The 24,387-nt window shown below is 41.4% G+C and carries 18 protein-coding genes; 3 read left to right on the forward strand and 15 right to left on the reverse strand.

Translation table 11 applies throughout. The features are described from left to right. The first annotated feature begins 82 nt into the window (after positions 1 to 82). Positions 83 to 1,069, forward strand: coding sequence for a transposase (locus ACJJIE_RS06420; RefSeq protein WP_444893990.1), 987 nt, complete (start codon positions 83 to 85; stop codon positions 1,067 to 1,069). Positions 1,070 to 1,538: 469 nt separating this feature from the next. Here ACJJIE_RS06420 and ACJJIE_RS06425 read toward each other — a convergent pair whose 3' ends face one another. From ACJJIE_RS06425 to ACJJIE_RS06455, 7 genes are all read right to left on the reverse strand, one after another. Continuing rightward, positions 1,539 to 3,083 (reverse strand): hypothetical protein, encoded by a 1,545-nt coding sequence (locus ACJJIE_RS06425; protein WP_282932927.1) that lies wholly within the window; start codon positions 3,081 to 3,083, stop codon positions 1,539 to 1,541. Positions 3,084 to 3,823: 740 nt separating this feature from the next. Continuing rightward, positions 3,824 to 4,075 carry a transposase gene (locus ACJJIE_RS06430; protein ID WP_444893991.1) on the reverse strand — a complete coding sequence of 84 codons (252 nt, stop codon included), beginning with the start codon at positions 4,073 to 4,075 and terminating at the stop codon, positions 3,824 to 3,826. A 141-nt stretch (positions 4,076 to 4,216) separates the two neighbouring features. Then, positions 4,217 to 4,405: a hypothetical protein gene (locus ACJJIE_RS06435; RefSeq protein WP_444893992.1), complete on the reverse strand. Its 189-nt coding sequence runs from the start codon at positions 4,403 to 4,405 to the stop codon at positions 4,217 to 4,219. Positions 4,406 to 4,956: 551 nt separating this feature from the next. Further along, on the reverse strand, positions 4,957 to 5,124 hold the full coding sequence (locus tag ACJJIE_RS06440; RefSeq protein WP_444893993.1) for a hypothetical protein: 168 nt from the start codon (positions 5,122 to 5,124) through the stop codon (positions 4,957 to 4,959). Between the two features lie 624 nt (positions 5,125 to 5,748). Then, positions 5,749 to 8,607 (reverse strand): DUF3859 domain-containing protein, encoded by a 2,859-nt coding sequence (locus ACJJIE_RS06445; protein WP_444893994.1) that lies wholly within the window; start codon positions 8,605 to 8,607, stop codon positions 5,749 to 5,751. An 18-nt stretch (positions 8,608 to 8,625) separates the two neighbouring features. Continuing rightward, positions 8,626 to 9,171, reverse strand: a complete 546-nt coding sequence (locus ACJJIE_RS06450) for a hypothetical protein (RefSeq protein ID WP_444893995.1) — start codon at positions 9,169 to 9,171, stop codon at positions 8,626 to 8,628. A 2,548-nt stretch (positions 9,172 to 11,719) separates the two neighbouring features. Continuing rightward, positions 11,720 to 12,316 carry a hypothetical protein gene (locus ACJJIE_RS06455; RefSeq protein ID WP_282932934.1) on the reverse strand — a complete coding sequence of 199 codons (597 nt, stop codon included), beginning with the start codon at positions 12,314 to 12,316 and terminating at the stop codon, positions 11,720 to 11,722. 191 nt (positions 12,317 to 12,507) lie between these two features. On the opposite strand from ACJJIE_RS06455, the gene ACJJIE_RS06460 reads away from it, so the two are divergent. After that, positions 12,508 to 12,702, forward strand: a complete 195-nt coding sequence (locus tag ACJJIE_RS06460; RefSeq protein WP_444893996.1) for a hypothetical protein — start codon at positions 12,508 to 12,510, stop codon at positions 12,700 to 12,702. A gap of 114 nt (positions 12,703 to 12,816) precedes the next feature. Beyond that, positions 12,817 to 13,059: a hypothetical protein gene (locus ACJJIE_RS06465; protein WP_282932936.1), complete on the forward strand. Its 243-nt coding sequence runs from the start codon at positions 12,817 to 12,819 to the stop codon at positions 13,057 to 13,059. 514 nt (positions 13,060 to 13,573) lie between these two features. Here ACJJIE_RS06465 and ACJJIE_RS06470 read toward each other — a convergent pair. The 8 genes from ACJJIE_RS06470 to ACJJIE_RS06505 all read right to left on the reverse strand — a co-directional run bounded on the left by ACJJIE_RS06470 (position 13,574) and on the right by ACJJIE_RS06505 (position 24,161). Next, the gene (locus ACJJIE_RS06470; RefSeq protein WP_444893997.1) at positions 13,574 to 14,065 is read right to left on the reverse strand and encodes a hypothetical protein; all 492 of its coding nucleotides are present in this window, start codon (positions 14,063 to 14,065) and stop codon (positions 13,574 to 13,576) included. A 977-nt stretch (positions 14,066 to 15,042) separates the two neighbouring features. Continuing rightward, positions 15,043 to 15,450 carry a hypothetical protein gene (locus ACJJIE_RS06475; RefSeq protein WP_444893998.1) on the reverse strand — a complete coding sequence of 136 codons (408 nt, stop codon included), beginning with the start codon at positions 15,448 to 15,450 and terminating at the stop codon, positions 15,043 to 15,045. Between the two features lie 1,248 nt (positions 15,451 to 16,698). Next, a complete protein-coding gene (locus ACJJIE_RS06480) occupies positions 16,699 to 17,160 on the reverse strand; it encodes a hypothetical protein (RefSeq protein WP_444893999.1) in 462 nt (153 codons plus the stop codon). Between the two features lie 413 nt (positions 17,161 to 17,573). Beyond that, positions 17,574 to 17,906 (reverse strand): hypothetical protein, encoded by a 333-nt coding sequence (locus ACJJIE_RS06485; RefSeq protein ID WP_444894000.1) that lies wholly within the window; start codon positions 17,904 to 17,906, stop codon positions 17,574 to 17,576. Positions 17,907 to 18,321: 415 nt separating this feature from the next. Next, on the reverse strand, positions 18,322 to 18,717 hold the full coding sequence (locus tag ACJJIE_RS06490) for a hypothetical protein (RefSeq protein WP_444894001.1): 396 nt from the start codon (positions 18,715 to 18,717) through the stop codon (positions 18,322 to 18,324). A 550-nt stretch (positions 18,718 to 19,267) separates the two neighbouring features. Beyond that, entirely contained in the window at positions 19,268 to 19,918 is a 651-nt protein-coding gene (locus ACJJIE_RS06495; RefSeq protein WP_444894002.1) for a hypothetical protein, read from the reverse strand. Continuing rightward, positions 19,908 to 20,291 (reverse strand): zinc metalloprotease, encoded by a 384-nt coding sequence (locus ACJJIE_RS06500; protein WP_444894003.1) that lies wholly within the window; start codon positions 20,289 to 20,291, stop codon positions 19,908 to 19,910. The genes ACJJIE_RS06495 and ACJJIE_RS06500 overlap by 11 nt, the downstream gene beginning before the upstream one ends. A gap of 996 nt (positions 20,292 to 21,287) precedes the next feature. Next, complete coding sequence (locus tag ACJJIE_RS06505; protein WP_282932940.1) at positions 21,288 to 24,161, reverse strand: zinc dependent phospholipase C family protein; 2,874 nt, start codon at positions 24,159 to 24,161, stop codon at positions 21,288 to 21,290. Between the last annotated feature and the right edge of the window lie 226 nt (positions 24,162 to 24,387).

Here is a 24,387-nt window from a genome sequence, read left to right on the forward strand (position 1 = left end):
AAGGTTTAAACGTCTTCTCTATTGACACGGTATGGAAACCTCGCCAGCATACTGTATATAAAAACAGTTAAAATTTGATACCATGACCTTGCCCCGATGCTCACAGATCTCTCTTGAAACAACACCTTACTATCATTGTGTTTCTCGCTGTGTACGCAGGGCATTTCTTTGTGGGAAAGATACCCAGTCAGGAAAGAACTATGAGCACCGGCGCCACTGGATAGAGGCCAGAATACAAAAGCTGGCTGGCATTTTTGCTATTGATATCGCAGCCTATGCGGTAATGAGTAATCACTACCATATTGTTCTCTATATTGACTCAAATACAGCAAAAACTTGGCCCGATACTGAAGTCATTCATCGCTGGCAGGAGCTTTTCAGTACATCCATACTGGCCCAACGCTATATTCAGGGCCACACCCTTGATCACAGTGAGATGGAAAAGCTCAAAGAGCTTGTCGCTCTCTGGAGAGAGAGATTGATGGATATCAGCTGGTTTATGCGCTGCTTAAATGAACCTATCGCTCGCAAAGCCAATGCGGAAGATAACTGCACAGGTCGCTTCTGGGAAGGACGCTTTAAGTCCCAAGCTTTGCTTGATGAGAGAGCCCTCGCCGCCTGCATGGCGTATGTCGATCTTAATCCTATCCGAGCCAAAATGGCAAAAACACCAGAAAGTTCTGATCATACCTCGATTCAACGACGTATTCATGCAGCCACCTCAGGCAAACAGCCCAAGGAGCTACTGCCACTTGTAGGCGATGAGCGACTGAGTATGCCGAAAGGACTGCCCTTTCGGCTGGATCACTATTTAGCGCTAGTGGATTGGAGTGGTCAACATTTAGATCCCAGAAAGCGCAGCGCTATTTCTGAGAACGCCCCTCCCATACTCGAACGACTGGGTATACCACCAAAACACTGGCTTTATCTCAATCGCTATTTTGAAAATCGCTTTAAAAGCTTGGTTGGATCAGCAGAGTCCATACTGCAGGCTTGTATCCAGCTCCATAAACGTTGGGTACACGGCATCCGTGATTGCCGGCTTTACCTTTCTGCAGCACCCTACTGAGTATTTTCCCCTTCCCTAGCTACTTTCATTCCTCTTGGCTTCCCCAAACCTAACTCTTGATCCTTTCAGTGCGTCTTAGTATCAATCAAAGAAGAAAAAGTCATTAAGAACGCGCCTGCGGCTCAGCTAGCACCTCCCCCTCAATTTATGGGTGTCCTAAAGGAGAGAGAGAGAGTTGCTAAAGAGAGTTGAAATAGTTGACCACTACAACCGACAGACTGATCAAGAAAAAATAAACCCTCTTAATAAGACCTAAGGAAGTTATTAAATTTAAAATCTAATTTTTAACACAAAAAACAAAGCAAGCAAAAAATCAGATACCCCCCCTTTAAAGCCACAAGGAACTTACCCCTAGATAGTGGGGCGCTTACAAAGCAACCCCACACACATATAGGAGTACAGAAAAGGAACTTATAACGTTCCATCAAATACAGCTAATGTCACTCTTTGTACCCGACAAACTCAAATATCAAAGGGTACTCCAGACAAGCTCTCCATCGATAAACTTAAAGTGCTGGCCTGCATCAGGGTTAAACACAGGAATCGTATACCCTGTGGGACAACCATAGCTCTCCAACTTATCTGAATCTATACTTTTACCAAATAATTCTATCTTTGATATCATTTTACAGGAAGCGAAAAATGCATTTAACATTGGCCATTGGGTATCAGATCCTGCATCACCTATAATCAACGGAAATTCGCTATTACCCTCAGGCAGGCCATATATTCCACTCATACCAATTGAAAATTCATAGGGTGTTAAATTCTCATATGTCACAGCGGCAACAATCGCACATGAATTATTTGCCTCAACCCTCATTTCATTCTCACCAATAAATGAGCCATCATATATATGCGAGAATGTTCCAGTCACCTCTCCCTGATATCTCCATTTATACTCAAAACCACTCCAACCTTTATCAAAAAGTTCAACTGTAGCAGGTCTCCCATTAAGCCCGAGTACAATACCTGACGTTTCATTAACTACATTTTCTGCAATAAAATACCCAGAACCATACTCTTCGCCCTTTCGATAATTTAACATGTCAACGGTTTTATCGATTTCAAAAGCATCTATAATTGTATTTTGCTGCAAGCTGCTCTTTAGGCTTTCAGTATCAATGGGGCTTAATGTAGTTTCGCCATCCATGATTATAGCGCCATCAAAAGTTGAATATACGATATGATCATTTTCAACCGGAATAAAAAATGTTATATCAGAATTTGCAATAGGAATATAGGTAGGCTCCTCAGAAACAACTATTACCTGAGAAATGTTTCCATTATCCTCAGAGTGCAAATTTTCAACTGCAGACCCTGTCAATAAATAATTCGCATCTGGGGAATAGTACAGCCCCCCATCTGCCATTGTTAACAACCCACCGTTATATGATGTCACAACCTCAACAGTCTTTGATGAATTCTCAATAAACTCTGCCCCAGACCAGCTTATAATATCTTCAATAGACTCTAGTGAATAGATATCTCCTTCAGTCGTCTGAGTAATGATTTTACCATTAACAGAACCGATAAATTTCAAACCGCCATGACTGAAAGAGAACACGATGCCAGATGAGTCAAAAACATCAATACTTGTACCACCATAAGAGCTTCTTTTTTGGATTATTACCTTTTCTTCACCTTCAACTTCTACAACATATGGTTTTTCAGAAAAATCATCATAGCTCCCTACATTACCTAATGATACAGTATCACCACCGCCTGCCATATTTAATCCATCAGGACTATAAAATACGTCACCATTCTTTAGTACTGAAACGACTCCAGCCTCACCCAGTGCGGAAATCCCATAGAAATATTCGCCTGGCTCCAACATCTGTACAGAGCCAGCTCCCCGCAAATATTGAGGAGCAACAGAAAAGTTAACTCCACAATTATTTACACTACCAAGAACACCGCCATTATACTCAGCCAATACCTGGTCATAAGTTGTAGCGTGAACACCCGACGCCAAGAAAGGGAGTAAAATGCTGAAGAGTGACTTTTTCATATTAACCTATATTTACCATCTTAACTTAGGATATCCTTACCTAGTGGTAAGAGTCGTGAAGAAATAAAACAACTTACCTAAAACCAACTGATCCACATGGCTTTAGCTATTTTTATTCTCGCGCCATTATAAACTTGCATCTATACTTTACGGAAGTGGAGTTTTAGCTATTTTTTATTCAACCATCAAAATAAGCGAACCTATTTTTAAAATCTTACTCTCCCAGTAAACATTCCCACATATGAGTCTATAAAATGAAACATAAGTGTTAGGCGAACCAGAAAAATATTAGAAAACTCAAAGATAAGTGATCGAAACTAGAACATGAAATAAGCTGCAGGTCTGCATTACCACCATAAACCTATCAGAACTAATTCCTAGATTCTCACAACAATCGGCACGCTTGGTGATAGCAGAGGGTGCTGGTTAGCTTTTGATCCTACCCATCAACAACGAGGCTGTAGAAAAATAGTTTTAGAAGAAGCTGTCACTCTTCAGGTTCCCCCAACTAGAATTTTGTCCTTAATTTATACTCAATCAGTGGATACTGCAATATCCCATCAACTTTTCAATGTTCTGTACCAAGTAGAACATCTGCCATTACCCCTGAACCTTACTTTTTCTTCGTGCCGAGAAGCGATTCAATCGCTTATTGGTACCAGTGTTCCCAAACATTGACTCGGCAATAGACATTCGATGCCCATAAATGGTCTTGCCCTCGATACTATCAACCCACTTTTTTATCCAGTCGGTGGCTGCACGTCCGCTTGTCCCAATATTCGCATACATTGTTTTTTAAGACTGCATTCCCTGCAGTCAGTGAAGCGCCCTTTGAACAATAGCTTTTTCTTACCTTCATCGACATGCTCTTCTTTTAACAAGAACATGGATTTTTCTGCCGGACAGATGCAGGCTTTCTTTTTCTTATTGAATTTAAACTCACTAGCTGGGATAGTCTGCTGGACATTATCCCTGCGTTTTTGTTTGCGCATGCCATACTTGGCTTTTTGCTTAGCAAAAGCTTTATCACATGAACGTAATTTATTGTCAGGGATGTAGGTATTAATACCGTTTTCTCGCAGGTAGCTGTAGTTAGCACCGTTGGAGAATCCAGTATCAACAGTAATGATGGCCTACTTGGCCAATATGTCTTCATCGATTCCTACACGCTGATAATGACAACTGATGCCATCGAGAATAGGCTTCGGTGTATGATGTTCTTGCACCTCAACAATGGCCTGTGCCTCAACGACTATCTGATGCTTCCAATCAACTGCGGCAACACCGTTATAGCCCTGGATGGTTCCCATTCTGGTAGTCATCTTAGCTGACCTATTGTACGTGATATTACTTTTTACTTCTGTAGGGTTTTTACCCTGCCCCACCCTGAGGAGTGATTCTTTAAGAACTGATCAATTTTATCGAAGTTTTTCTGTAGAGTATCCACCGCTTTAGCTACCGCTTGCTTTCGGTCTTATTCTTTAGGTTTCCTGCCATCGAACCTCTTACCCTCTTTGAGGCAATGTTTGATCTTCTTGCGAATTTTCCTGCTTCTTTTTCAGCTCTTTAGAAGTCCCCGAATGTTCTTTGCTGTATTGGATGGCATCTTGCATCTATCTATTGTGAAAAGTTCGTTGCCAAGCAGCCCCTGCTGATCGCAGACCAGTAACACTTGCTCAAATACTGAGTCAATCACATCAGGATAACTGCTTACGAAATTCGTAACACTAGTAAAGTGCGGAACGGCATCGCATGACAGTGCTTTGAAGAGGGTATTGTTCTCACTTTGCCATTGGATTTAACGGCCTGAGGTAATGCTTTTTGAGTAAGAAAACAATATGATTTTCAGTGGAATACCCGGATTATACACGGCTCACCCGCCGCTATAATTTAAATATTTTTTATGGAAGACAGAGAGGGCAATATGGTCATCAATCAGGTGATGAAGTGTAAGCTCGAAGGTTTCAGGCTGTAGTTGTCCTTCGAAATTAATGACGACCATTACATTTTGGTTGTAATCGTAATATCTGAAATTGGGCATATGGATAATCTCCACATCAAGACCTCCATCTTAACAAAAAAGCTAACCTTTAAGAGTTTTCCTACAGCCTGAACACGGCTCGCACTTCTCTCTAAACTTTGAGTGTCCTGAATTCATGCCCATCCATCCTCAAACGACTAGGCATCTCACCAAAACACTGGCTATACCTAAACAAAACTTTGAAAGTTGCTTGAAAGGTTTAGTGGGATCAGTGGAGACAGTACAGCAAGCCTGTATCCAGCTCAATAAACGCTGGGTACACGGTATAGGTGACTGTCGTCGCTTCCTATCTGCAGCATCCTGCTAATTACCACCCAATCTATCGCTACTTTTCCTCAGGGCTTGTATCCAAACCACGATTATCCAACCCCTAGTAGATTTTCTCAGTCTTTCACTACACCTTAACACTAAACCAGAAAGAAATAGTCGCTAGAGTTGGAACTAACAATACCGCTCGCAATTTTCCAATCAAAGAAGAAAAGTCGTTAAGACGGCGCCAGCGTCTCAGCTAGCACCTCTCCTTCAATTTATGGGCATCCTGAATTGTCAGCCTGTAATGCTATTTGGCTGACACAGAGTTCCGAACACCCTCCCCTTCTATAAACGCGTATCGGGCGGGACATCTTAGAGTTCAGGAAAATAAGTTTGAAAAGTTTTTTCAAACAATTTCTTTCCATCAATATTAAACCCCTCGATTATCCACTCCCCCTCAACCATCTCGTAATCATAATCCAATACATAATAATACCCCGATTTTCGGTTTAGCTTAGGAAAGGACATGCTTTGAGTCGAGTTAGTTATCTCACCGACTGGTGTAGACAAATTGGGAGTAGTCCATTTTATCCGAGCAACAGCATATGTATTTTGATCATCTTTTGAACTCGACCTAAGGGTATAATTAACACCGAAACGCATACTCTTTCGAATTGGAATGCGATTCGTAGACTTCTTTAGGGTGTATGGATATTTTTCTCCATAAAATTCACCAAACTCAATTGATGCAAGCTCTGGATATAGTTGTTCAAAGCCGATACTCTTGTAGTATTGACCGACCCTTTCAAGCTGACCTTTTGAAAAAGAAACCCTATCAATAACCTCTGCCATAATTTCTATCTTCTTGCTCCAGAATTCTTCTTCTAGACGTTCAAGCTGATTTCTAGATAGGTTTTTATTACTCAAATCCTTCTCTGAAAATATTTTTTCAATACAGGCGTCTAGATTCTTTTTTACCCCCTTCCCGAAGCACTGATATTTGGCTACATCCAAGTAGGCCAGATGCGAGCCTAATGCTTCTGCCTTCTCAAATAGCTCATAAATTTCCGCCTTAGTTTTTCCTGAGATAATTCCCTCACCATAAAGCTTCGCTAAAGCATAAGCTGCCTTCCCGTTTCCTTGCCCAGCCGATTCTTGAAACCAATAATTGGCTTTTTTAGAATCTAGCTTAGCATTCAAATAATGATCCCCAAGTCTATACTGAGACTCATCATGCCCTAGCTGAGCCGATTTATTAAGATAAACCAAGGCCTTATTACTATCTGGATATGTCCAGGCGCCCTGGCGGTATGAATTACTTAAAAACAATAAATCATCTGCTAGAATGTTCGCGGCTTTCTCGCCTTTAGCTTTAATAGAGAGTTTCCTGCGAAGAAAATCATCAATATAGGCATATTGGTGATATTCGCCGTTCCAATTAGAATGCCCATGTCCTACGCCATTGTAGGGAATAAACTCAATGTCAGATTTCAATTTCTGCATTAAATACCGCATTCTATTGGCTTGTTCAAAACCTGATATATCGTCTTCTTTACCCGCAATAATCAAAGTAGGAACACTTATATGATTAGCTAGGCGAAATGGTGAGTTCCTCGCTAGGGATTCATCCATTTCTCCAACAGTTCTGGAAACTGACTCCAGATAACCTTCCTGCATTTTCAAGTTACTGGCATTAAAAAGTAAAGGCAGATCATAAACACCATACATAGAAATAACACAGTCATACTCTTCAGGCTGTTTGATCGCCAACATCATCGAAGAATAACCGCCGTAACTTGTGCCAATAGTGCAGGTATTCTGAAAACTATATTCCTGCTTAGCCTTCGCAACAGCAGACATAACGTCATCCTCGATCAACCTTCCCCACTGACCAACGGCTTCTTTATTGAATTTTTTCCCAAAACCAATAGATCCACGGAAATTTACTTGAAGAACTGTATAACCGCGGTTAGCAAGAAACTGAACTTCTGGATTATAAAATTGATATTCTCGAACACCAATTGGCCCCCCATGAGGGTACACCAATAAAACACCATTACTATGTTTTGGGGGCGTGATGATAGATTCTATTATTTCACCATCACTTGAGCGCGATGCTAATGAAAAAGAAGGAGCCAAGTCCTTACCATCGAATTCCGGATACAACTGATAAAGATGTCTAGCTTCCAAATTTTCAGTATCAAACAGATAGTAAGATCCTGGATCATCGGAGGCAAACACATAAGCTAAGCTTTTATTGTGTTCCGGACTCCTATCAATAATTGCAACTTGCTTTCCAGGAAGTGCCTTATGAAACTTACCTTGTAAATCCTTGTATGCAGACTCAAAATATTCGGTCACCAGTCTTCCATGGTCAAAAAATGATACTGATGACAAGTTATTTTCTAGATCAAATAAGGCATTGACCAGATCATATTTTGGATGCTGATATAGTACATCTGAAAATTCTTTGTCCTTGATGTTATACTTGTAAAGGGATACCTTATCCGAGGTTGCATTACTTAATACAGCCAACACCTCCTCATCAAAATAACCCACCGGCCGAAACGTTTCAGACAAGTTAGTAGAAGAGTATAGTTGTTCCCATTTCTTTTCTCCTTCTGGAAGATGCCACACTATTATTAAGTCATCCTCTAGAGTTGTAGCTATCAAAGCATTGCTAGCTGCATCCCACGAATAGTTAATTACGTTTTTTAGAGACTTCTTAAACAATGTAGCTTTAGATAACTTTCCATGCACAAGCTGCTGAGTTGATACAATATGTACTTGATAATAATCACCCATTTTCTTGGAGAAAAGCAGTTTATTCCTTTGTTTTACCAGAGGGTCAACCAGCGCACCCCTTTCTTTAATATATAAAATATTAAAGTCGGGCTTTACACCTGAAAAATCAAAATAAACAAATCCATGCTTCGACTCCTTTATGATCTTATTAAAATATTTAAAATATACTGTTGACTCATCAACCCAATAATAGTCATTAAGGACTAGCTGACCGGTATCAAATAGCAATATTGGATATTCTTCATTTCCCTTTGTATCCACCAATGCCAAATAATTTTTTGTTTTATTCATATGCCCCAGAAGGTACCGCGCATCAGGCCCTAGCTTTAAGGAAAGCACTTCAGGGTTGCGAAAAAACAAATTTGCAGGCAAAGTTTCTGCAACATTGACAGAAGAAAATCCGATTAGGAATACCAATAGAAGCAAGCACACCCTCATAATTTACTACTCCCCTTGTGTTTGCGCGACAATTTCAAAGAAATCATCTTTTCCTGGTCCAGCATACTGGATGTTTTTAATTTTTATAAGTTCTGGAAAACTCTCCTCGAGAAACTCTAGCGCTTCGGTGGAGCGGTTTTCAAGTTCTATGCGAGCTCGGAACTGGAAAAGACTTTGATCGACTGCCAAATGACCAACATAGCTAATAACACCTGGGTTAATCTGAAAAGACCAATATTCCTCATCCAAATCGTAAGAAAAAGCATAACCCAGAAAAATTTTATCAAACCTGTATTCACCAGCCGGAGCTTTAAATAGAATATAATTACTACCCGAATGAAGATTCTCTCTGGAGAGTAAAAAATGCTTAGCTCCCTTTATTTTGATCTTGTCTAGATTAAAATTGGTATCTATCGCAACCAAAAGAAAACCTTCATCAAGATCCAGGCTGTTATTCTGGCCATCAACAATAGGTTTTACTGGGGTAATACAGCCACTGAGTTGAAAGAGCAACCATATACATATAATCAATCTAAAATTATTTATTTTCATACAAAACCTATTTTATACCCACCTTCATTCTCCATTCCTGAATAATTTTTCAGCAAATCAGCTTATATCAGGATGACCAAACGCATACAAAACTTAGCTCAGAGAACCAGGCAATGGTGCTTTGATCGCAGTCGAGCCGCGAAGCGCCCTCCCAGGAAACCCTGTTTAAAAATCACAATATTGATGAGGGGCCGCTGATGCATTCAATACTCCGCCCGTTGCGACTATTACCCCCAACACTAGCAGGCGTTCTTACTCAACCATTCCATCGGCACCCAATAGCTACCCACACTGCCCGATAAAGGAGCACTCTATCCTTAAATGCGATCAATCCGACTTGTCACAGTATTATGGTTCAGGGGACCTCCTCTCTTTTTCTTATCCTTTAACGCCTTCTGGCCACTCCCGGTTGCAGGATCATCCCCACTCCTAGAGCGCCCATTCAGCTTCGTTCCTGCCTCATAGCTTTAGGGCAAGCAACCCATAGGATCAATACCACCAACGGATTATTCATCACATAGCTGCAACCATTCAAGCTCTCGCCATCCTTCGGATTCAAAATAATCAGGTCCGGTGAAAAGAAACGGCCAATACGATAATCGTACACCTTGCTACGTATTCAAATCAGTTTTTTTAGTTATTCAGGTAAGAATGGCCGGTGAAGCCCTGATCGGTTACCTAAGGCTCGCAACCTCAGGTAGCCCCTACTCTGACCTAAGACAGAACTGCTTTGCAAATTTCTATCCCCGGCCTGTCAGTTGGCATCAACAATAATGATAATGCTGCTCAGTCGATCTTTTAACAGAATGCTCTGTTCAATGACTTCGTTTTCACGAGCAACTACCAGGTAGCCGCCGTGAGTGGTGCGTTCATTGGTCGAACTGCTAGTAGTAATTTCTTAGTAGTTGTCGACATAGAGCGCGGTGGTAACGCTACCCTCCTCTGCCTCTATCCTGCAATACGCATCAATACCGGTGTCACAATAGTGTTCAGTGACTATGCCATTACGTTTACTAAGGTTATCTTGGCTGTGTAACTGCCGCCCACCACTTTGGCCATTGATACCGGTGGTCAGGCTGCGGCTTTCCTGGCGGTACCTCTTGTCGTAACTGCATGCTAGTGAGCCTCGCTGGTAAAATTACTCCAGGCGCTGTAGCAGTAGTCGATGGAATGGATCCGGCCCGACTGCCGCTAAATGACACCATCGTACCATTAGCGGGGAGAACGATCCCGATTGAGACCACACCACCTCTGAGCTGTAAAGCTATCTAGTACGACCTTGATTTGGTTTCATCCTAATAGGAATCAATTTAAGGTTGAATTCGTACTATAGAACCAAGTCCACCACTTACGAAACCAGAAACACCGCTCTCAGGGGTATTGAAAATCTCTTCTGCAGCTGTGCGCTTTCCATATAGGAAGATCATATCTTCCCCTTCATCGTTGAAATAAAGATAAGTTACATTCTGATTAATGAAAACTTTTCTGCTCCTTCATCAAGCCAAATAGCTACATCTCTACCCTCAGAAGCTGGTACCAACAACACGGCTCGTACCTCTCTAATCTATGGGTATCCAAGATTAAGGTGTCATTGCTTTTTATCAAAATCTGTCAAGATCTTCCGCTTAATAAAAACATACAAATGATAAGCAATAACTATAAATCCAACTTTAAAGCCCATCTGAATTGAGCTGATTAGCTTTTGATTCTCTGAATTAAAAAAAAGTAAATATACATAAGCTATGACATTCGTTAAATCAATCAGTACAACAAGTAAAAATATGACCAACCAATAGCCAGGTAATAACAGCCTATTAAGGTTCATAAATAGCAATCCGCTCTATTCATTCTTGTTGTCGTTGTCCAGGCACGAAGACTTTTACTTCCCCCTCTACGATCATGATATTGTGTAGACGTCAATATATCTATATCCCCTGGGTTATATATTGTAAAACCCTCGCCCTGTAGGAAATGCCACAATAACGGTCTCATAAAAAACTATTGAATTATTTATTCGCTCAACATTGTCTGACGAATAGCGCCAAATGTATTACCTTACTTGATAAGTTTTATACTTAGAACACTCCTGGCTTGCCTTTGCATAATCCTCCACTGCATGGTTAGCCACTAACCTATCACTTTAGCGGGTTATCTCCCAGCGATAAGCTGTGCCCCTTTTGACATCATCATCTGAACTGGCAGCAGCAGCCCCCCCCTCAGGCTGAGACTGATTAGAGGAAATCGATATGCTGCCCCCACTACCTGCTACATCAGTTTTCTATCCTTTACTACGATCAATCCGACTCGCCGCAATATTATGGATTGGGGAACCTCTTCTCTTTTTATGGTTTTTTAATGTTCTCTGCCCACTCTCAGTTGTAGGATCATTCTCAATCTGAGAACGCCCATTCGGCTTCTGCCCAGCCTCATACACGTAACCCGTAGGATCTAATGGATTATTCATCACATAGCTACAGGCATTCAGGCTCTGGCTATCCTGCGGGTCCAAATAACCAAATCTGGGGACATATAATTCACTGTCATTTATTTAGTAAATAATGTTTACACCTGTAGCTTTCCCAGAAAACACCTCCCCCTCAAGATCAACCTGAAACATGGTTAGACTACTATCAACTTTTGGAGCATGTAAGTGGAGGTATTCAGAATCTCTCTCCCACTGATTCTCAACCTCTAATGAGAACGTTGCAAAGCTATCACTGAAAGTAAACTTTAAATGACCAGCATATGTAATCTTTCCTGGCTCAATAGTAAATTTCTTCTCAGGTAGTCTCCTTGGTTTTATATAAGTAACCCCAGGAATGGGGTCAACTAAAATGAACGAGGTGAATTCATAAGCGCCTGCAGAAAGCTCTCGCATTACCACCCTGCCACAAGGGAACTCCCACTGCAAAGGTGCCGGACGGAGAGTACTCTCCTGATTAATAGCAATAGCTTCCTCCGATCTCCCTCCTATCTTTCTATACTTTATGCTCATTTTGGAAGGGCAATTTTCAGTAACAGAAAAAACAGCCACCCCTTTTCCAGACTGTGGATTAAGCACGTAGTCGCGTGGAATATTAAAAGGGAGAGATCCACATGAAGACAAAAATAACAATATAGTAATCAGACTTAGTTTTTTGATCATCGAAATACTCTTCTCTTTTAGTTCATATAAAAGCCGGCTGAATATATTAAAAACTATAAGATGCTATTTACTGGCCATATGAAATCAAATTAACCATAAAGAGAAGGATGAGGTCAAGATAACTTTCTTAATACTTATTAATTTAACTCACAAATAGTACCAATCTGTGGGTGGCTAGAATTGAGTTTGCCGTGAAATCAGAATCTGGCAATGACTGTGAACCCGGTCGCGAGTGGATTGAATATAGGATGCATAATCTGGCTTCAATCTTTGCCCCTGATATCGCAATCTATGCGGTAATGAGTAATCACTACCATATTGTTCTCTATATTGACTCAAATACAGCCAGAACTTGGCTTGATACTGAAGTCATTCATCGCTGGTAGGAGCTTTTTAGTACATCATACTGGCCCAACGCTATATTCAGGGCCACACCCTTGATCACAGTGAGATGAAAAAACTCAAAGAGCTTGTCGCTCTCTGGAGAGAGATGCTGGTTTATGCGCTGCTTAAATGAATCTATCGCTCGCAAGGCCAATGCGGAAGATAACTGTACATGTCGCTTCTGGGAAGGACGCTTTAAGTCTCAAGCTTTGCTTGATGAAAGAGCCCTCGCCGCCTGCATGGCGTATGTCGATCTTAATCCTGTCCGAGCCAAAATGGCAAAAACACCAGAAAGTTCTGACCATACCTCGATTCAACGACGTATTCATGCAGCCACCTCAGGCAAGCAACCCAAATAGCTATTACCACTTGTAGACGATGACTGAATATGCCGAAAGGGCTGCCTTTTCGGCTGGATCACCATTTAGAACTAGTGGACTGGGGTGGCCGACATTTAGATCCTAGAAAATAAGGTTATATTGCTGAAAGCACTCCACTCCCCCTTAATCGACTAGGCATCTCACCAAAACGCTGGCTTTACCTAAATAAAAACTTTGAAAGTCGCTTTAAAGGTTTGGCGGGATCAGTGAAGACAGTAAAGCAGGCGTGTATTCAGCTCGATAAACGCTGGGTACATGGCATCCGTGATTGCCGGCGCTACATTTCTTCAGCACCCTGCTGGTTATCCGTCCTCAGCTGCCTTCATTCCTCTTGGTTTTTACCAAAAACCTAACACTTGATCTTTTCATTATGTCTTAGTATCAAGCAAAGAAGAAAAACTCACCAAGAGGGTACTCATATCTCAACTAACCACTTTCCCTCAATTTATAGGTGTCTCAAGTTCGTCGGTTACAGCTTACCGTGTTTCCTGAACTAGTTCCTACGCTCAGCTTCCCTTCTTATAAAATATCCACCTACCAACCTTTTCAAATCGTAAGTCTGAATGCGCTCAGAACTAAACATAACAACAGTTAGCGAATCGATAACTCCCACCTCTGAAGACCGCTCTACAACCTTTCCGTTTAACAAGAAAATAACTTGTTGGACACTATTATCCCCACCTATCCACTCTCTGCCATCAGCCAGAAAAATTTTATTTTTTGACGAAGTTAAATCTAGGTAAGACTTTTTCCCTAGTGCACCAAGCCCGCCTTTAGCTATTAGCTCCTGCTCAAAAACAAATCGATTTAACAACTTAGTAACATCACTAAACTGAAGATTATTTTCATCTGCAAATGTATCCACAACTTTAACCAGCTCTGGAAGCAAAGATGCATCACTTTCTTTTGTATTTAATAATCCATCTCCTCCCATACTAAAACCAGGGATAATAGTAAAAAAGAAACAACAAATTCTCTTCATCATTATTTAAACCTTTCCGTAGGAACAATTGAAGCACCATACCACTTGCTGCAGCAAGTGGTATGGATTAGATACATTGTCAGAATAACAAATAAAAGCAATATTATAGTAAACTCGACCTACGCCGCTCGGAACACTCACTCTCCCCCCCTGAAGCAAACCAACTGCTAGGGATGCGCAATTTAGAAAATTCTACCCCCTAAAGGTCCTCACTTTAAGCACCAAAAATATTGACATAGCAGGGGCCACTGGATCAAATACTGTATAATCATACACTCAGCCAAAGATCGATGCCTTTGCCTCGTAGCGCACAATTCACCCCCTACTACCATTTCGTCTCCCGCTGTTTGCGAAAGGCATTCCTGTGTGGTAGAGATATGGAATCTGGTAATGACTATGAGTATCGCCGTGAGTGAATTGAATCCAGAATGCATAATCTGGCCTCGATCTTTGCCCTTGATATCGCTGCCTATGCAGTTATGAGTAACCACTACCATATCGTACTTTATATCGACAAAGAAAACCGCTGAATTGGCCCGTCGCTACCGTTTTAAAGGTTTGGTGGGATTTGTGGAGACAGTAGAGCAAGCCTGTATACAGCTCAATAAACGCTGGGGGCACGGTATAGGCGACTGTCGGCCCCTGCTTTCTGCAGTACCCTGCTGATTATCCCCCTCCTCAGCTGCCTTCGTTCCTCTTGCTTTTTACCTAAAACCTAATTCTTGACCTTTTCATTACATCTTAGTATCAAGCAAAGGAGAAATAGCCGCCAAGAGTTATCTACAGCTTAGCTAACACCTCCCCCCTCAATTCATGGGTGTCCAGAATCCTCAGGAATCCTCAGCACTTATCTCTAATCTTTGGGTGTCTGAATTTATTGGCCGATTCAGCTCAGCACACTAGGTGTCCTAAATTAATTTGCCAAGCGGTATAGGTATTCAGTGCGACCTGAATTTGAATTTACCCTATTAGAAATCAATTTACGGATGAATTCGTACAATAGACTCAAGCCCCCCACTAAAAGCGCCAGAATTACCTCTTTCACCAGCATTGAAAATCCCTTCTGCAATTACATATTTCCCATTTAAGAAGCTCATATCCTCCCCCCCATCTTTTATGTAAAGATAAATTCCATTCTGATCAATGAGAAACTTTTCCGACCCTTCATCAAGGTAAATAGCTGCATCTCTACCCTCCGAGAAAAAAACACCTTGAACTATAATTTTATCCCCATGAAAATCGCTCCCATTCGCGATTAAACTAACTATTGACACGAAGCACTTATCATTTTGACAAGAATCAACTTTAGCTACTGCATTGCAGGATAAGGAAATGGAGATAAAACAAATTACTAAGTGTAAACTAATTACTACATTCTTCATATTCATGGAGCGCCCCAAGCATTTATGTCTTCACTAACCGTAGAAACATAAGTTTCAACGGCTTGTTAGATTTGCAGTCATTATAATATACATTAAAACTAAATTTCTTAAGCCTACCACCTGGCGAGGCAATATAGGCATCGACTCAATGCCCTTACCTCGTAGCGCGCAAGTCTCGTTGACGCCACCCCCTGCTACCGTTGCGTCTTCCACTGCGTGCGGAGGGCATTTCTGTGTGGTAGAGATATGGAGCCTGGTACGACGCGAGTGAATTGAATCCAGAATGCATAATCTGACCTCGATCTTTGCCCTTGATATCGCTGCCTATGCAATTATGAGCAACCACAACTATATCGTACTTTATATCGACAAAGAAAACCGCTGAATTGGCCCGTGACTACCTTCAAAGGGACAGTCTCGATCACTGTAAGGTGAGCTAAAGAAAATCGTCGCGCTATAGTATGATCATTTGATGGGTCTTACCTGGTTTATGCGCAGCTCAAACGAGCCTATCGCCCACCAGGCCAATGCCGAAGATAATTGTGCAGGCCGTTTTTGGGGAGGTCGCTTCAAGTCCTAAGCTTTATTGGATGAAAGAGCTCTTGCTGCCTACATGGCCTATGTCGACGTCAACCCTATCCGTGCCCATATGGAAAAAACGCAGAAGATTCTAATCATACCTCGATCCAACAACGTTTTCGTACGGCAATCGCAGGTGAGCAACCCAAAGAACTTCTACCGTTTGTAGGTGGCGAGCGCCTGAATAGGCCTAAAGGGTTGCCCTTTCAGTTGGATCACTATTTAGAACTAATGAACTGGGGTGGTCGACATCTAGCCCCCAGAAAACGAAGTTATATTGCTGAAAGTACGCCCCCCATCCTCAAACGACTAGGCATCTCACCAAAACACTGGCTATACCTCAACAAAAACTTTGAAAGTCGCTTTAAAGGATTGGTGGGATCAGTGGAGACAGTACAACAAGCCTGTATACAGCTCAATAAACGGTGGGTGCACAGTATAGGCGACTGTCGGCGCTTCCTCTCTGCAGCATCCTACTAGTTACCACCCAATCTATCGATACTTCTCTTCCCGGCTTGTATCCAACCCACAATTTTCCAACCCCAAGTATATTTTCTCAGTCTTTCACTGCACCTTAACACTAAACCAGAAAGAAATAGTCGCTAGAGCGGGGACTAACAACACGGCTCGTACCTCTATCTAATCTTTGGGTGTCCAGAATATGCTTCTAATTACTTAATCCTCTACTCGTAATGTTATCGCATTAGATTCAAGTTTTACTCTCGACAATTCTTCTGGTTCAGCATGCTGATTTCCATAAAAAGCTCTTAAACTATACGAACCTGGCTGTAAGCTATAATAGGTGATCAAATTATCAATAGGATATTCACGCCCAACCAAGTCCCCCGGCGCCAGAAATACATAATCTTTTTTACCTGCCGAACGCAATCTAATCTTTGCATCAAATGGAAAAGGACTCCCTTCCTGATCCAATATATGGAGTACAATCTCATTGGGGCCGCCAGTAGGACCAACAGCAAATCGTTTATTAAAATAAATTTCACGCACTCCCTCATTAATCACATAAATCCGAAGTTTTGAATCAACGTTTTCCAAGAAAAGTCTCATCTCACTATCGCCCAACACACCACCAGAAAAAAACAATACACAAAAAACTAACAGCAACTCTTTTTTCATAACGATCACCTTAAGGCGTATAATTAGAATAGTCTCCATTAGCTACACGCACTCTATAAAATACTGGCTATACCTCAGCAGAAACTTTGAAAGTCACTTTAAAGGATTGGTGGGATCAGTGGAGGCAGTACAGCAAGCCTGTATCCAGTTCAATAAACTCTGGGTACACGGTATAGGCGACTGTCGGCGCTTACTTTCTGCAGCATCCCGCTAGTTACCTCCCAATCTATCGATACTTCTCCTCCCGGTTTGTATCCAAACCAAGATTTTCCAACCCCAAGTATATCTTCTCAGTCTTTCACTGCACCTTAACACTAAATCAGAAAGAAATGGTCGCTAGAGCGGACACTAACAACACGGCTCGTACTTCTCTCCAATCTGTGGGCGTCCAGAATTAGTTTTAAGCCTATAAATCAGCCACCCAATGGCAAGGCTCCTTTACGTTCGCACATGTATAAATAATACCCAAAAAGCGCAACGCAAAAAATTGACACCAAAATGTATACAGAGGTAGTCAAAAGACCAAGCTTTTCTCGATTACATAAACTCCAAAAGACACCAAACACCGTAAATAAGAAGGTAAAAACTACTAATGCAGCACCCCAAAAAATTAGAACATCATCTCTAAGCTCGCTAGCGGGCGCATATGAAATTAAAATTCCCGCTATAAAAGATGTAGGAAACCCAAGCCTACAGAAATCCCAAAAACCATTCTTTTTAAAAATGTTGCCGCTCATAACAATCATATTTTAGCCAATCAACTTTCATTAAAAATTTAACGATAAAGACTGTGACTGTAACCCCTGAAACTCCGTTCAACTATTGAGAAAAATTGCTATCATTGATTGCAAACTCCTTATCTAATTTTACGGAACCTGGAATTACTCCGTAATATAATATTTTACTCACCTACTTTCCTTTCAACTCCGCTTGTATAACCTTATCAAGCTCAAATTAAAAACCAGTCTTGCCTTTCAGCTCCGACCAGATCCCTTTCTATGAGTAAACGCCACCCCAGGTAATAGCACCACCGAGCTCGGCACTAACACGAGAAGTTTCGAGTTTTCCATATAACCCAACCCCCACACCTATACGCCAAGTCAAAGACCTATTGAGCTTACCAAAAACTTCAACATCCCCCTTTTGTGTAGATGTTGTGACTTATAAGGAAGCCACCACCTTTAAGTGTCCGTTTGATTCTTTGTAAACTTTCAATCCGCACTTGAATGAACCTAAAAACCATGTCCCACAGGCGACCCAATATTCAGCATCACATCCCTTTAAAAGGAATACATCTTGAATATCTGACACCCTCCAACGTAACTTTCCTTTAAATAGATTATTATTCTGTACATCTAAAACCTTTATATTATTGTTTTCCACCCAACACTTAATTTCTTTTCTAAAGTAACTAGACCTTATTAACAATGCGACATATGGAAGTGCCCCCAAAATTATAAACAAAAATAAAATCGGATTAACTCCCAATTTAGGATTATAGGTATAGGCTAACTCCCCCAAGCTAACAGATATAATTAACACTAAAATTAATCTCATCTTTATAACTCCAACGCTATAAAGTTTCTCAAAGATCGAGAAACAACATTTAAATCTCCTCGCTCACCCATGGCCACTCCTAGCCCGCCCCCTGAGCCAGCCCTCTGCCTGTATGGCTTATGTCGACCTCAACCCTATCCGTGCCAATATGGCAAAAACACCAGAAGACTCTAATCATACCTCGATCCAACAACGCATTCGTGCAGCAATCTTAGATGAGCAACCCAAAGAACTTCTACCACTTGTAGGTGGAGAGCGTCTGAATAGGCCTAAAGGGCTGCCCTTTCGGCTGGATCACTATTTAGAACTATTGACTGGAGTGGTCGACATTTAAATCCCAGAAAGCGCAGTACCATTACTAAGAAGGCCTCCCCAAAACCTAACTCTTGATCCTTCCATTACGTCTTAGTACCAATCAAAGAAGAAAAATTCGCCAAGAGGGCGTCTGCGTCTCTGCTAGCACCTCCTTTTCAATCTATGGGTACCCTAAATAATTGGGATCGTTTGTACTGGGCGTCCAAAGCTCTCTCTTCCTAATAAAAAACTAACCTTATTCCAATCTCGAAACATCAACCACCTTTATAGAGCTACTTTTATCAACTTTACCAGAAACAAGCCAACGATTCTCTCCCGCCTGGAAAACCAGATGCAAACAATCAGGGCACTCTAAACTAGAGCCAAATACAAGCGATTTTAATTGCAAGTTCTTCTCACTCAAATATGCATCCTTAAACCATCCAAAACCATAAAGAATCTTTTTCCAAAAACTTAATCCATAGAAAGCTTGATCAAACTGCTTTTCGGACATCCGCCCTTTTTTTAGAACCTCATATAGTTGAAAGAACTCGCGGATTGACTTACCAGCAGAATCATTAGCAAGTTTTACATAAATAGAGTCTCTCGTATCTAAAAATTCAATATCCCTCAAAGAGGTACCCTTCGCTAACACATAAAAAGAAGATTTACCTTCTTGCTCATCACGCCAAATATGCTTCCCATCTAGACTATCAACTTCTGATAGCCAAACAACCTGACGATCAAGATAATCCTTGGAATGAATTGCAAAATACTTCTTTTCTTCTGCACTGCTTTTAACACAAAAATTTTCTTTAACAAGCTCACAATTTCCAAAAACAATATCAGCATATGAGCACACACTAAAGATGCAACCCAAAACACTCCAAAAAATTTCAGTCTTCATCTTTAGCCTCCTTAATGAGAGTGTAACCAGCCAACAGCTTCATAGAAAACTGTCTAGCCCTAGGAACGCCATCAAGGTGGCTATATGACATCAAACGACTAGTGTGATTTGCTTGGTGTCCAATTCCCATAGCATGTCCAAACTCATGAGCTGCTGTAGTAATTCTTCGGTTTCCAGACGCCCTGAGGTATATAATAGGTTTCCGCCCAAGAAATCTCTCTAAAGCACTTCGAGAAGCATATTCCCCTGCATGGTCTTTATTAAATAAGGAACTCTCATCCCCAAACCTTAAACCAATATCGTAAGCCTCATCCCTTCCAGAGAGCCTAAAACTAATATCAATCTTGCTATGAGCATTAACAATGGACGCCATATCAGCAAGAGCATCACCACATTCTGCGGTGCCGTATTGGCATTGAAATACAACTTCCCCTGTTAGTACCCCATCAACAACTTCTAAATCAAGCCCCCTTTCTAAAACACCATCTCGAATTCCCTCCGGGTCATTTTTAGAGCGCGATTGTGCATTTTCCGAACTACTCTCTTGAGGCCTTTGTAAGTGATCAGCAGAAGTTAGATTACCTTCTCCATTCTATCCTCCTCCCCGACTTCCCTCACCAGCAGTAAAAGCAGTACTCTGACCAGCTCCCTGAACGGACAAAAATTCTGGACACCCACAAAAGTCGTCCTATTTAGAACTAGTGGATTGGGGTGGCCGATATTTAGATCCTAGAAAACGAGGTTATATTGCTGAAAGCACGCCACCCATCCTCAAACGACTAGGCATCTCACCAAAACACTGGCTATACCTCAACAGAAACTTTGAAAGTCGCTTCAAAGGATTGGTGGGATCAGTGGAGACAGTACAACAAGCCTGTATACAGCTCAATAAACGCTGGGTGCACGGTATAGGCGACTGTCGGCGCTTCCTTTCTGCAGCATCCCGCTAGTTACCACCCAATCTATCGATACTTCTCCTCCCGGCTTGTATCCAAACCAAGATTTTCCAACCCCAAGTATATCTTCTCAGTCTTTCACTGCACCTTAACACTAAACCAGAAAGAAATAGTCGCTAGAGCTGGTACTAACAACACGGCTCGTACCTCTATCTAATCTTTGGGTGTCCAGGATGATTTTCTGTACTATCCGATACTACAACTTAATCTTAAATAAGCAGACTTTTGAATTGCGGGCTAAGGCTTTCACTAACGGAACGGTAGATATCACTAACCGCTCCTGCACAAAAAATAACCAGCCCACAACCCAGATAGTAGCCGCTTGACAAAGAAGACACCTAAAATAGGTGCCTTTTTCCTCAAGATATAGCCTTTTAATCTTTTATTTAAGGTAAGTTTTTAGATGGCATGTATTACAAGCCCATATCAAAATTATTGTCACTAGCACACTGTTCATCTGGATATGGGAAGCTTTCACTCAGCGTTTTATAAGCAGAGCCCGCATCAAGAATCCACTCAAAACCTATCAAAGAGGGGTTCGTCACTCCAGAAGTTAACGGTCCTTTAAATAACCCGTTAAACAAAGACTCTCTAGCACTCCCGTCCTGCCAAAGCACGAAACCTGAGCTGGAAGAGTAATTATCGAAGAAGCGATACTTATCTTCGCTACCAATAGATCTTGGTAACGGAGGAGCACATGTCATCCACTGATGGTTACCGTCGATACTTTTGAAGGCTCCCGCAACTAAGTTATCTGCGCTTACCCCATTAAAAGTAGACTCACTCAAACCCTGGGTCCTTGCCAAGGCTTTCAGGCCCTCGGCATCCAGTAAGGCTAGTTTTGCCAAAGTAATTGCGTTGGCAACTACCGGATAACCACTTGCACTATAATCGCCATTGCCATCCAGCTGCATCTCTGCTGTAACCCTATAGGCCATATCCGGGATTTTAACTAAATGTTCACTGTGCGACTCATTTTTTGAGTACCAGGTATTTAGTGCCGTATCGGTCATGGGTGCATCAAGCAGATCGATTAGCTCCTTGAACTCGGTGGGCAGCATATCTTCCACCTCTTCAATCGCATACTCTTTTACTTCTTCTTTTAACCCATCGATTACCTTTCGAAGCTCCTCCCTTGCATCAATCAAGCCTACAGGTATTGGAGCACTATCAAGAATATCTAAAACATTGGAGAGCGCCTCAATTATACCACTAGTATTTTTCCATATATCACAAGCCTGTGACGGAACACCTATAAAGGTGGGGCCATAACAAGATACCCAATCTGACAAAGGATCTACATTGCTAGCATTTTCATTCATGGTATTGACCATCATGGTAGCGGTAGTGCGAGTATATTCAGTCATTGCAACATCAATACTTGATTGCCACATTTCGAATATTGACTGAACTGGACTCACATTGCTATTTAGCAGCTGCATCAAGTCTACAGCAGCATCTTGAATAGCGTATAAGTGGTCCTCAGCCTCCTTCATCTCTTCATAAGCAGCTTCTACATCCTCAATATTCTTTTCTGCCATATCATTAACTTCGTCCTCAAGCTTATGGATGGCATTAAGAGCTGCATAGTCTGCTGAATAAACCATCTTTGATAAATTTTCACAAACTCCCACATCATCAGAGGCCAATTTTTCTGCTTCAAAATGAATTACTATCTTTCCTGAACTAGATTCTTTAACCCAGAAACGGTCTACATAATCATAAGAGGTGGATACACGAACATTCCAGTCATAGGTTTTATTGTTAACGATGGGGACAACAACATCACCAACAGCAATGGGAACAAACGGTGCAGGGATTATCTCCCGAGTCAATTCAAGAGCTGCCAAAACCCCACTATTTATTAAAGGCAAGTGCCCTAGAGCAAAATTTCTTGTATACGCTATCTGTTCTGATTCAATATCAGCCTTTAGATTTTCGGACCACTCATTAAAATATGAATCAGAGAAAACTTCATATGCCGAGATGCCATTACCTGTCTCAGTCCAGTGATCCCCATCATCCCCACCAAATAGACTACCAAATAAACCTAGCGGATCCAGAGAATACTCAACAACCTCCTCCACACTATCAAGACCCAACATATTGGCAACCGGATCAAGATTAATTGCCTCATCAACCAAGCCAGTGGGGTCAATTGATTTAATTGCAAATTCGCAGCCATTAATAGCTACCTCACTGCGCCAATCTAAAAGCGCCTCTTCAAGCTCTTGCCTCTTATTGGTCAGATCAGAGTAAGAAGATTGAGCTTTATCCAGCGCAGAAGTTACTGAATCAAACCCAAAATCTTCAAAGTCTCGCTTATAACTAAGAAGTTTGCTATTAATTGATTGGAGCTTATCTATTGCAACATTGGTTTCGTCAATAAGATCATTACCAATATCTACAAGATCACTGGCAAGTGATTCTGGCACAGAATAACCCGCATAGTATTCGATAAGATACTGAACTACCCAAACATCAATAGTGTGCCAATATCCTCTAGCGTCCGTTGCCTGCCGATATAATTCCTCTCTAAACTTTGAAATCGCAGCTAAATGAGAAGCCATCGGGTTTTTTTCATATTGTTCTGTAGGGATATCCGCATAAATTAACTTATCTCTTAGAAACTCAAATAGCTCATCATCATTCAAGTCAATCCTCTGATAAGGCTCGCCAAGTGCCTCACCCAGGTAATCACGTAACACCGGCACCCTTGAATCGATATAAGATTCAAGGGCAATATGGCGCTTTTCGTTTAGACTTTCGCCATCAAAAATAGCGAAAATATCACCCGAATACTGATTTACGTATGTATGAGCAAACACATCTGCCGAAGCATGCCCGAGATATCCATAGACATACGCCTTACCCGTATTTGAGGCATCCTTTTGAGTCAACAAGTACTTCAGCCAATCGTCTGTGTTATAGCGCGTACTATCCTCTTGGACTATTGCATCTCCAGCTTCATTCTTATCCAAAGCTCCAGGGTGAACACTGGTCTGCCCAACTACGAAATCAGGAGAAGCATCAGGCCCTATATTGCCAAGCAGATAAGCGGACTGGTTCTCTAGGATCGCAGAAGAAACATCATCAGGAACATCAATATCATAGTAATTATTATTGATTTCAAAAGTGACCCTGCCATCATCAGCAAGGTCATTAATCACTTGCTGCCCAACAAACACATGGCTCTTTAGCTTAAAAGCCCAACCCTGATTAGTTGCCAATAACCCTAAAAGAAGACAAGCAAACTGCCTCCCTAATCCTTTTCCCTTATAAAACATCTTAAATATTTCCTTATAACAAAAGGGTGACTATATCAAACAAATAGATTTTCCTTAACTTATCCATCTAACAATAGGTAAAACATATTCAAGAGAGGAGAGTTTAAACAGTGGCTGGAGTCGATACCTGCTATCTACCATCGGCAGTGATCCAATGCTTCTGGACACTTCACCAGGATAGTAAAACTGCCAAGTGAGATCCAACATGACAATAAAAGATATCAGT

Source organism: Microbulbifer maximicatervae (SeqCode) (genome assembly GCF_052467325.1).

What these genes read in the sequence shown, in the direction of transcription:
- ACJJIE_RS06420 (WP_444893990.1), top strand. Translation starts at nt 83, where the DNA reads ATGACCTTGCCCCGATGCTCACAGATCTCTCTTGAAACAACACCTTAC.
- ACJJIE_RS06425 (WP_282932927.1), bottom strand. Translation starts at nt 3,083, where the DNA reads ATGAAAAAGTCACTCTTCAGCATTTTACTCCCTTTCTTGGCGTCGGGT.
- ACJJIE_RS06430 (WP_444893991.1), bottom strand. Translation starts at nt 4,075, where the DNA reads ATGCGCAAACAAAAACGCAGGGATAATGTCCAGCAGACTATCCCAGCT.
- ACJJIE_RS06435 (WP_444893992.1), bottom strand. Translation starts at nt 4,405, where the DNA reads ATGACTACCAGAATGGGAACCATCCAGGGCTATAACGGTGTTGCCGCA.
- ACJJIE_RS06440 (WP_444893993.1), bottom strand. Translation starts at nt 5,124, where the DNA reads ATGCCCAATTTCAGATATTACGATTACAACCAAAATGTAATGGTCGTC.
- ACJJIE_RS06450 (WP_444893995.1), bottom strand. Translation starts at nt 9,171, where the DNA reads ATGAAAATAAATAATTTTAGATTGATTATATGTATATGGTTGCTCTTT.
- ACJJIE_RS06455 (WP_282932934.1), bottom strand. Translation starts at nt 12,316, where the DNA reads ATGATCAAAAAACTAAGTCTGATTACTATATTGTTATTTTTGTCTTCA.
- ACJJIE_RS06465 (WP_282932936.1), top strand. Translation starts at nt 12,817, where the DNA reads ATGCGCTGCTTAAATGAATCTATCGCTCGCAAGGCCAATGCGGAAGAT.
- ACJJIE_RS06470 (WP_444893997.1), bottom strand. Translation starts at nt 14,065, where the DNA reads ATGATGAAGAGAATTTGTTGTTTCTTTTTTACTATTATCCCTGGTTTT.
- ACJJIE_RS06475 (WP_444893998.1), bottom strand. Translation starts at nt 15,450, where the DNA reads ATGAATATGAAGAATGTAGTAATTAGTTTACACTTAGTAATTTGTTTT.
- ACJJIE_RS06480 (WP_444893999.1), bottom strand. Translation starts at nt 17,160, where the DNA reads ATGAAAAAAGAGTTGCTGTTAGTTTTTTGTGTATTGTTTTTTTCTGGT.
- ACJJIE_RS06485 (WP_444894000.1), bottom strand. Translation starts at nt 17,906, where the DNA reads ATGATTGTTATGAGCGGCAACATTTTTAAAAAGAATGGTTTTTGGGAT.
- ACJJIE_RS06490 (WP_444894001.1), bottom strand. Translation starts at nt 18,717, where the DNA reads ATGAGATTAATTTTAGTGTTAATTATATCTGTTAGCTTGGGGGAGTTA.
- ACJJIE_RS06495 (WP_444894002.1), bottom strand. Translation starts at nt 19,918, where the DNA reads ATGAAGACTGAAATTTTTTGGAGTGTTTTGGGTTGCATCTTTAGTGTG.
- ACJJIE_RS06500 (WP_444894003.1), bottom strand. Translation starts at nt 20,291, where the DNA reads ATGGCGTCCATTGTTAATGCTCATAGCAAGATTGATATTAGTTTTAGG.
- ACJJIE_RS06505 (WP_282932940.1), bottom strand. Translation starts at nt 24,161, where the DNA reads ATGTTTTATAAGGGAAAAGGATTAGGGAGGCAGTTTGCTTGTCTTCTT.